Source organism: Streptomyces sp. NPDC002125, assembly GCF_053593715.1.
This window is the reverse complement of record NZ_JBSFDD010000002.1, coordinates 568,294-577,474: the sequence shown is the minus strand read 5'-3', so window position 1 is coordinate 577,474 and position 9,181 is coordinate 568,294. Positions and strand designations below refer to the sequence as shown.

Sequence of the window (9,181 nt, the reverse complement as noted above, 5' to 3'; positions counted from 1 at the left end):
GCTCCTTCGACTGGACGAAGAGCAACCCCGTCTCCGGCGACTACAACGGAGACGGCAAGGACGACCTCGCCGTCTTCTACAACGGCGGCCAGGCCACCGACGGCAAGGCCATCTCCCTGGCCTTCACCTTCACCAGCACCGGCACCGCCTTCAACAACCCCACCACCGCCTGGACCAGCTCCGGCTCCTTCACCTGGTCCAAGAGCCTGGTGACGGCTGGGGACTACAACGCGGACGGCAGGACAGACCTGGGCGTCCTCTACGAAGGCGGCACCACGGCCGACGGCCGCCGCACCGACACTCTCTACACGCTCACCAGCACCGGCACCACCCTCAAGGCACCCGTGAAGCACTGGAGCGGCAGCGTCGTCTGACCTCTCGACCGCATGGAGCTACGCCCGGGCCTTTCGAGGCCCGGGCCACCGGAGCAGGCACGGTGACAACCTCGGCACCACAGCCCCTCCGTCCCCGGTGCCTCACGCCCACGCGTCATTCACGTGTGCGGCGTGGGGCACACGGCCGCCACGGACCGACTGTCACGACTGTTAACCGTGTGTACGCACCCGCGCGCCACTCACACATCTTGGCGTGACGCACGTCACGCATGCCCCGATGCCCCCCACCGCCCTGCACGTCGCACACCGCAGGACCTTCTAGGATTTCCCGCACATCCGCATTCTCGGAAGGCGCAGCCCGTGAACTACAGAGTCCAGCCCACCGCCCAGGTCGACGACAGTGCCGAGATCGGCGCCGGGAGCAGCATCTGGGAGCTCGCGCAGATCCGCGAGGAGGCTCGGCTCGGTGAAGGCTGTGTGGTCGGACGCGGCGCATACGTCGGTACCGGAGTACAGATCGGCAACAACGTCAAGATCCAGAACTACGCCCTCGTGTACGAGCCGGCGGAGCTCGGTGACGGCGTGTTCGTCGGTCCCGCCGTGGTCCTCACCAACGACCACAACCCCCGCTCCGTCGACCCCGAGGGCAAGCAGAAGCGCGGCGGCGACTGGGAGGCCGTCGGCGTGAAGGTCGAGGAGGGCGCCTCCCTGGGGGCTCGCTCGGTCTGTGTCGCGCCGGTACGGATCGGGCGTTGGGCCATGGTGGCGGCCGGCGCCGTCGTCACCAAGGACGTACCGGACTTCGGCCTGGTGGTGGGGGTCCCCGCGCGGCGGATCGGGTGGGTGGGGCACAGCGGGGTACGCCTGGTGGCGAGTGACGACGAGCCCGGGGTCTGGCTGTGCCCGCAGTCGGGTGCCGCATACGTCGAGAACGAAGGGGTGCTCTCCGCCCGCTGACCGGACATCACAGATCCCTCACATTGCCCGCAGCTTTCACATACGATCCCCCGATCAGTGATCTTTGTGTGGGGGGTTGTCTTCGTGACCGAACAGCAGCATGCCGACGTCGGGCGGCGGAATTTCATCAAGGCGGCAGGGAGCACGTTCCTGGGGGCCGCGGTCCTGGGTGGCGGCGTCGTCGCCGGCTCCGCCCCGGCGGCGGCTGCGGGTGTCTTCGCCACCCCGAAGCCCGACCCGTACATGGGCATGCCGAAGTCCTTCGTGCTGAGCCTGCCGCGCACGAACGGCCAGCCCGCACTGCCCCCTCTGCCCGACCAGCTCGCGGAGGGCACCGTCCGGGCGCCCGCCGCCCGGACCCGCATTCCTTACCAGGACTCCCCTCCGGACCCGAAGCTGGTCGCGGACGAGATCCCCACAACGCTTCCCTTCGAATTCAAGACGTCCGGCTACGTCTGCGCCCCGGATCTGCCCGAGACGATGCGGCCCTGGCGGGACAGGCCGACGACATGGGCCAACATCACACCGGACAACGAGCACACCTACATCGACGCCGAAGGCGTCATCATGTACCGGCCCAGCAAGACGGCTGCCGGATACAACCAGCCGGTCACACAGATCCAGTTCGGTCTCGGCTGTGTGACCAGTTACCGCAACGAGCAGGACACCTCACGCAAGGCGCTCTTCCTCCAGCGTGCGAAGGCACAGGCACAGCGGCTGATCGACACGCGTGTGGAGTCCAGGGGCGCCTGGTACTTCCCGTACCCGTTCGACTTCACCCACGGCACTCACGGCGGCGTGACCTACAAGGCCCCCTGGTACTCAGGCATGGCCCAGGGCGAGGCCATCAGCCTCTTCATCCAGCTCTCCCAGCTGGACGGGATCAGCGAGGACGAGCGCACCCTCTACCGGGCCGCCGCCGACGCCGCCTTCGCCTCACTGCTGCGCGCCGACGACGCCAAGCCGTGGGTGGTCAACAAGGACGCCGGGGGGTACCTCTGGATCCAGGAGTACCCGATCGACGCCCCGGGCACCTCCGACTACACGTACAACGGCATGATCTTCGCGATGTTCGGTCTCTGGGACTACGTCATCGAGACGGGCAACCCGCTGGCCGCGCAACTCTACGACGGGTCTCTGACCACGATCCGCGACCACTTCCCGGGACTGCGGAACACCCGCTGGTTCTCGTACTACTGCGACACGCACCGCATTCCGGCGCCGACGTACCACCAGCACCACATCAACCTGTTCCGACAGCTGCACTGGCAGACCGGAGCCCCGGAGCTCGCACGCCAGCACGACACGCTCCTCGACGACTTCCCCGCTCCTGTTCTGCGCGCCGGCGCGACGATCGCGTTCGCCGCGGGTACCCATACGCTCTACCAGTTCGACACGGCTGGGGAGGGCTCGAACTTCGGCTGGACCGCCTCCAAGGGAGACGCGCAACTCGCGTCGAAGACGGTCGAGTTCGCCCGGGCGACGGAGGCTCCGGCCAACGTGCGCCGCCGCATCCAGGGGCGTGGCGTCTACTACCGCATCAACGCCGGTGCCTACACGGGCTGGTGGGTGGGTGAGTACTTCCCCAAGGTGTTCCTGCGCGGTGAGTACCTGACCACCGTCTACCGCCCGCACCGGACGGCCACCTTCCCCGCCGAGACCGACATCGTCTGTTACAAGTTCGGCACAGACGGCAGCACGGGGAGCACAAGGACGGTGCGTTTCGCCAACAGCTCCAACGCGCCGTTCGACCGGCGAGCGTTCGTGAACGGGCGGGCCATGGTCCAGATCACCGCAGGCGGGCTGACCGGATACTGGGTGGCGCACGCCGACCTCATCCTGGACGGCGTCTGAGAGTCAGGACGAAAGGTGCGTCCTGCCGGATATCCGGCAGGACGCACTGCGTTTCCCTCCCGGGACACGGCCGGTCGGCATTTGGTCGCCCGATCGTTACTCTGGGCCCGTCGGGGCCTGTGGGAGCGTCCCGACGCAGGTGACGGCGCTGCGGCCGCCGCCGGGAGTGCGGCGGGCGCGATCATCGGCGTCCACGCGATTGCCTACCATTGCGCTGACACCTCGCACGTGACCTGACCCAGAAGAAGAGTGCTCAGTGAAAGTCATCAGCATCGTCGGTGCCCGTCCACAATTGGTGAAGCTGGCGCCCATCTCGGCAGCCTTCGCAGGCACGGAACACGAGCACTTCATCGTGCACACGGGACAGCATTACGACGCCGACCTGTCCGATGTTTTCTTCGACGGACTCGGCATCCCCGACCCCGATGTGCACCTGGGCGTCGGCTCCGGAAGCCACGGAGCCCAGACCGGATCCGTGCTCAGCGCGCTCGACCCCGTTCTCGAGCGCGAGCAGCCCGACTGGGTCCTGGTCTACGGCGACACCAACTCCACCATCGCGGGCGCACTCTCCGCCGTGAAGATGCACCTCCCGGTCGCTCACCTGGAAGCCGGGCTGCGTTCCTTCAACCGACGCATGCCGGAGGAGCACAACCGGGTGCTGACCGACCACTGCGCGGATCTGCTCCTGGCGCCGACCGAAGAGGCGATGCGCCACCTCGCGGCGGAGGGGCTCTCCGAGCGTTCCGAACTGGCCGGCGACGTCATGGTCGACATCTGCCTGCGGATCCGTGACGCGGTCCTCGCCGGTGAGCACCCGGCGCCGGCTCTGCCCGAGGGCATCGACCCCTCCCAGCCCTTCCTGCTGGCCACGCTGCACCGGCCGGACAACACGGACGACCCGGCGCGCCTGTCGGCGATCCTGGAGTCCCTGGCGGGCCTGCCGGTCCCCGTCGCGCTGCTCGCCCACCCTCGCCTGGTGGCCCGTGCCGAGGAGCACGGCATCAAGCTGGACCAGGGGTCGGTCCACGTCGGCCGCCCGCTCCCGTACGCGGGTCTGGTCGCCGCCGTACTGGCCTCCACCGGTGTCGTCACCGACTCCGGCGGCCTGCAGAAGGAAGCATTCCTCCTCGAGCGGATCACGACGACGATCCGCCCCGAGACGGAGTGGGTGGAGACGGTGGACACCGGCTGGAACGTCCTGGTGCCCGATCCGCACGCAATGGACGCGGACGCCTGGGCGGAGACCGTGACCCGGGCCGTGCCGACGACCGACCCCGGCACGCCCTACGGCGACGGGCACGCGGCTGAGAACGTCGTGCGGATCATGGAAGAGTGGAAGGGGGGAAGCCGGCGCGCGTGACATGCGGAGCGCCTCGAGCGGCGCTTATACGCAAATGTCACCGTGCTAGCGTCATACGCTATGTCAGCGTCTCCCAGGTCAGGGCTGCCCGTGAAGGGCACACGGCCCCATGTGATCTACCTTGCCATCGGTTTCCCGCCGGCTGCCAAAAGCTGCGCCTACCGCATGCGTGAGACCGCGAACCAGTTCATCAACGCTGGCTGGGACGTCACCGTCGTCACCATCGCCCAGGACTCCTGGGAGCGGGACTCCGGCGTCGACCTCACCCTTCTGGACCAGGTCGACCCCCGGGTCAAGATCGTCGAGCTCCCCCTGGTGAGGGAGGACCTGGAGACGGACATCCGTCTCTACGACGAGGCGCGTGCCCTCCGGCCGGCCGACTGGGTCGCGAAGCTCCGCGTACGGCAGACGGAAACCTTCCCCGAGCCGAACTTCGGCGAGTGGCGAGGTGCCCTCGAACAGGCCGTCGTCGACATCCACGAACGGCACCAGGCCGACCTCCTGCTGGCCAGCTGTGTTCCCTACGTCAATCTGGCCGCGGCCTGGAAGCTGTGGGAGCACGCTCGCGTTCCCTATGCCGTGGACTTCCGCGACGGCTGGTCCATCGACGTCATCGACGGTGTGGAAGCCTTCTCCCGCGAGTCGGAACTGGGCCGCTGGGAGCAGAAGATCCTGGACCACGCGATCTCCCTCTGGGTGGTCAACGACCCCATCGCCGAGCACTACCGAACGCGCTACCCGGAATTCGCCGACCGGGTCCGCGTCGTGCGGAACGGCTACGACGCGGACAGCGCCCCCGGCCGTATGCACGCGGCTGACCCGGAGGCCGGTCTTGTCTTCGGCTACCTGGGCACGGTCAACTTCACGGCCCAGCACCTGGAGACGGTACTCAGTGCCTGGCGGGCGGCCCGCGAGCAGGAACCCCTGCTCACCGGGGCACGCTTCGAGGTACGCGGTCACATCGGCAACGGTTCGGGCCGCGAGGCCAACCGGCACGCGGAGATCCTCAAGCAGGCCGAGGAGGACGGAGTCCACTTCGGCGGCCCGGCGGCCAAGGCCGAGGTCGCTTCGGTATACGCCCGCTGGGACGCCATGGTCCTCATCCTCATCGGCGGCCGTTACGTGACGTCCGGCAAGGTGTACGAGTACATGGCGACGGGTCTGCCGATCGTCTCCGCCCATGTGGTCGAACATGACGCTTCGAACATCCTCCAGGGGCACCCGTTGTGGACCGGTGCCGTCGGTCTCGACGTCGAGGCGCTGACCCAGTCGTTCGTGCGCGCCGCCCACATGGCCGTCGAGACCAGCGACGCAGTCCACGCGGAGGCGATGGCACACGCCGACCAGTTCACCCGGGAGACACTGATGGCTGCCGCGGTGAAGGAGCTGATCGAGCAGCTGAACGTGGACTCGGCATCGAACAGGACCGCCACGAACACGCCTGTCCTCGCTGAGAAGTCGACTGTCACCGGAGGACCCGCATCGTGACCGAGGTTCTGTTCATCGCGAGCAAGAGACCGCAACTGGGCCTCCTCAAGGATTCCGTGGCCAAGTTCCGGGCCCGGGATGCCGAGGTGTATCTGGCCGGCACCTTCCACGTCTCACCGGTCTCCGAGGAACTCGCCGAGATCCAGCTGGCAGGCGTGCACCAGCTGCCGCGGAACCTCTCCAAGAGGAGTGGTGCGCTGCGACGCAAGGCTGCCGGCTCTCCCGCCGGCATGAGGGTGTGGCTGCAGTCCCAGCGCGACCGGTGGCTTCGGCGCCGCGCCCTGAACGCCCAGGTTCTCGTGGCACTGGACCCTGGCGCCGTCTACACCGTGTGGCGGCTTTCCCAGTACGCGCCCGCGGCAGAAGCACACTTCGGTATCGCCGCGGCCCTCACCGCACTCGACAAGCTCAAGCAGCGCGGGGCGACGGCACGCCAGGCGGCGCTCCCGCCGCTCGGTGCCGTCGCCAAGGACGTTCGCCGCACCATCGATGGCCTGCCGGCCGTCATGATGCGTACGGCGACCGCTCGGCCTGTCATGCGCTCGACTCTGGGCGCCAGGTTCTGGCGCTCCGCCGTGACTGTGCCGGGCATGCCCGTCAAGGCGCGCGTGGCTGCCTCCCGGTACGTAGCCGAGGGCATGCAGTGGGCCGGTCGGACCAGCGGTGCGGCCATAGCGCTCACGGAGGCCGCTTCCAAGATCTCCGACCTCGCGGTCAAGGCCGAACTGCTCGACGAAGGCGTCATGACGGAGATCGCCAAGGGCATCAGCCCTCGCGACCTCAGCAGGGCGGTCGATGCCCACCTTGCCCGCGCGGACGCACAGCAGGCACAGGGCAACCACGAGATTGCTTCCGAGGCACTGAACCGAGCGCTCTTCCTCGGCTTCCACCGGGTACTTCACATAGACCAGCTGAGTTCGCCCCTCGCCAAGGACGCCCAGAAGTACGTCGAGCGTTTCCACCGCTCCACCGCGTTCCAGGCGGTTGCCCGGCCACGCGGCAGGAAGAAGCCTCCGGCGGCCCCGCCGACTGATCGCCCGTTGCGTCTGCTCGTCACCACGAGTGCCAACGCCAACTTCCTCAAGCACATCCTGGCGCTCTACGAGGACCACCCCGAAGTCGAGCTCCGTTACCTGGACCTCGCGGCGCAGAGGGCGCTCAAGCGGATCTCATGGGCCGCCCGCCTCATGCTGGAGGACCGGCTGGCCGACGGCCCGACCGCCTACCAGGCGGATGTCGAGCGGCTGATGCGTCCGTACCTCGACTGGGCGGACACCGTGTTCCTCGACTGGTCGGTCGGCCCGGCCTCGATGCTGACCACCATCGATCCCGGTGACACACGCATCGTGGTGCGACTGCACAGTTACGAGGCTTTCACCCGTTGGCCGCACATGACGGACTTCTCACGCATCGACGACCTGATCTTCGTGGCACCCCACGTCCGGGATCTGACCACATCGCTGGTGCCGCAGCTGCGCGGGGACGCCGCGCCACGCATGCACGTCCTCGACAACGCCATGGACCTGTCGGGATTCGTCCGCCCGAAGACCGCCGACGCCCGCTTCAACCTCGGGCTGATCGGCGTCAGCCAGGTCGCCAAGGACCCCCTGTGGGCCGTGGAGGTGCTCAAGCTGGTACGGGAGCGGGACGAGCGGTACCGGCTGCTCCTGGTGGGCGGTGACATGGACCCCAAGACCAGCAAGGCGACCGCCGAGTACCGGACGGCGCTGGAGCGTGAGCTCAAGCCCCTCGTCGAGTCCGGCGCGGTGGTACGGCAGGGCCCCACCGACGACGTGCCCGCCGCGCTCACCGACATCGGGGTGATCCTGAGCTCCTCCGTTCGGGAGGGATGCCATGTGGGGCTGATGGAAGGTGCGGCGAGTGCCGCACTGCCCGTCGCCCGCGACTGGCCGTTCTACGCCGGGCGGGCCAACAGCGCCCGGACCCTGTATCCGGAAGGCTGGGTCGTCGGTTCCCCCGAGGAGGCGGCCCGGCGCATCCTGGAGGTCACCTCCAGCGAGGAGGCGTGGCTGGAAGCGGGCAAGGCGGCTTCCCGGCACGCTGTCTCCTCCTGGGACTGGAGCGTCGTCCAGAAGCAGTTCGACCAGCTGTTCCTCGGCGAGAGCTGACAGGACCGCAACGACGCGTGAGGGTCCGTACCCCGGCTCGGGGGTACGGACCCTCACGCGTGTGCGGGACCGGTGTGTGTCACACGTCCACGGGGTGCCTCAGAAGCCAGCCGGCCCACGCCGAGGTCACCATGTCCCGGACGTCGTGGCGCGAAGTCCAGCCGAGCTCCAGCCGGATACGGTCTGCCGCGGCCACGACGCGGGCCGCGTCGCCGGCCCGACGGGCCTCGACCACGGGCGACAGGTCACGCAGACCCGCGACATCCTGGATCACGGCGACCATCTCGGACACCGAGACCCCCTGCCCGCGCCCTATGTTCAGAGTGAGGGAAGCGGAGGTGTCGTCGACGAGCCGCTGGGCCGCAGCCACGTGTGCGGTAGCCACGTCCTCGACGTGGATGTAGTCGCGGACGCACGTGCCGTCAGGGGTCGGGTAGTCGTCTCCGAAGACCCTCGGCGCTTCCTTCTTGGTCAGGCGCTCGAAGACCATCGGCACAAGGTTGAACACCCCGTCGTCGCCGAGCTCTGCCGAGCCCGCCCCCGCGACGTTGAAGTAGCGCAGCGAGGCCGTGGCCATGCCGTGCGCCCTTCCTGCCGCCGCGACCAGCCACTCGCCTGCGAGCTTCGTCTCCCCGTACGGGCTGAGGGGCTTGCACGGAGTCTCCTCCGTGACGAGGTCGACATCGGGCATGCCGTAGACCGCTGCCGACGAGGAGAAGAGGAAGCGCCCGACACCCGCGTCGGCCGCTGCCTCCAGGAGCGTGCGCAGCCCGTCGACGTTTTCGCGGTAATAGTGGAGCGGGCGCTCGACGGACTCGGCGACCTGCTTCTTGCCTGCGATGTGCACGATGCCGGTCACCCCGTGCTCGACCAACACCCGGTCGAGCAGTTCCCGGTCCAGTACGGAGCCGACGACCAGCGGCACGCCGTCGGCCAGCCGCTCGGCCCGGCCGGTGCTGAGGTCGTCCAGGACGACGACCGGCTCACGGACGGCCATCTCCTTCACCACGTGCGATCCGATGTAACCGGCTCCGCCGGTGATCAGCCAGGTCATCGGG

General features: G+C 68.4%; 7 protein-coding genes. 6 read left to right on the top strand and 1 reads right to left on the bottom strand.

The annotated features are described in order from the left end of the window. From ACWCQM_RS05600 to ACWCQM_RS05575, 6 genes are all read left to right on the top strand, one after another. Window positions 1-374 (top strand): FG-GAP repeat domain-containing protein (locus tag ACWCQM_RS05600; RefSeq protein ID WP_450914049.1); only part of this gene is annotated, 374 nt, incomplete at its 5' end. Window positions 375-695: 321 nt separating this feature from the next. Then, a complete protein-coding gene (locus ACWCQM_RS05595) occupies window positions 696-1,292 on the top strand; it encodes an acyltransferase (RefSeq protein WP_450914048.1) in 597 nt (198 codons plus the stop codon). Window positions 1,293-1,376: 84 nt separating this feature from the next. After that, window positions 1,377-3,146, top strand: coding sequence for a D-glucuronyl C5-epimerase family protein (locus ACWCQM_RS05590; protein WP_450914047.1), 1,770 nt, complete (start codon window positions 1,377-1,379; stop codon window positions 3,144-3,146). Window positions 3,147-3,402: 256 nt separating this feature from the next. Beyond that, entirely contained in the window at window positions 3,403-4,506 is a 1,104-nt protein-coding gene (gene wecB / locus ACWCQM_RS05585; protein ID WP_450914046.1) for a non-hydrolyzing UDP-N-acetylglucosamine 2-epimerase, read from the top strand. 111 nt (window positions 4,507-4,617) lie between these two features. After that, a complete protein-coding gene (locus ACWCQM_RS05580; RefSeq protein WP_450914090.1) occupies window positions 4,618-5,994 on the top strand; it encodes a glycosyltransferase in 1,377 nt (458 codons plus the stop codon). Further along, window positions 5,991-8,123, top strand: a complete 2,133-nt coding sequence (locus ACWCQM_RS05575) for a glycosyltransferase family 1 protein (RefSeq protein ID WP_450914045.1) — start codon at window positions 5,991-5,993, stop codon at window positions 8,121-8,123. Before ACWCQM_RS05580 ends, ACWCQM_RS05575 begins: the two co-directional genes overlap by 4 nt. Before the next feature lie 79 nt (window positions 8,124-8,202). Here ACWCQM_RS05575 and galE read toward each other — a convergent pair whose 3' ends face one another. Next, window positions 8,203-9,177 (bottom strand): UDP-glucose 4-epimerase GalE, encoded by a 975-nt coding sequence (gene galE, locus ACWCQM_RS05570; RefSeq protein ID WP_450914044.1) that lies wholly within the window; start codon window positions 9,175-9,177, stop codon window positions 8,203-8,205. Window positions 9,178-9,181 lie beyond the last annotated feature (4 nt).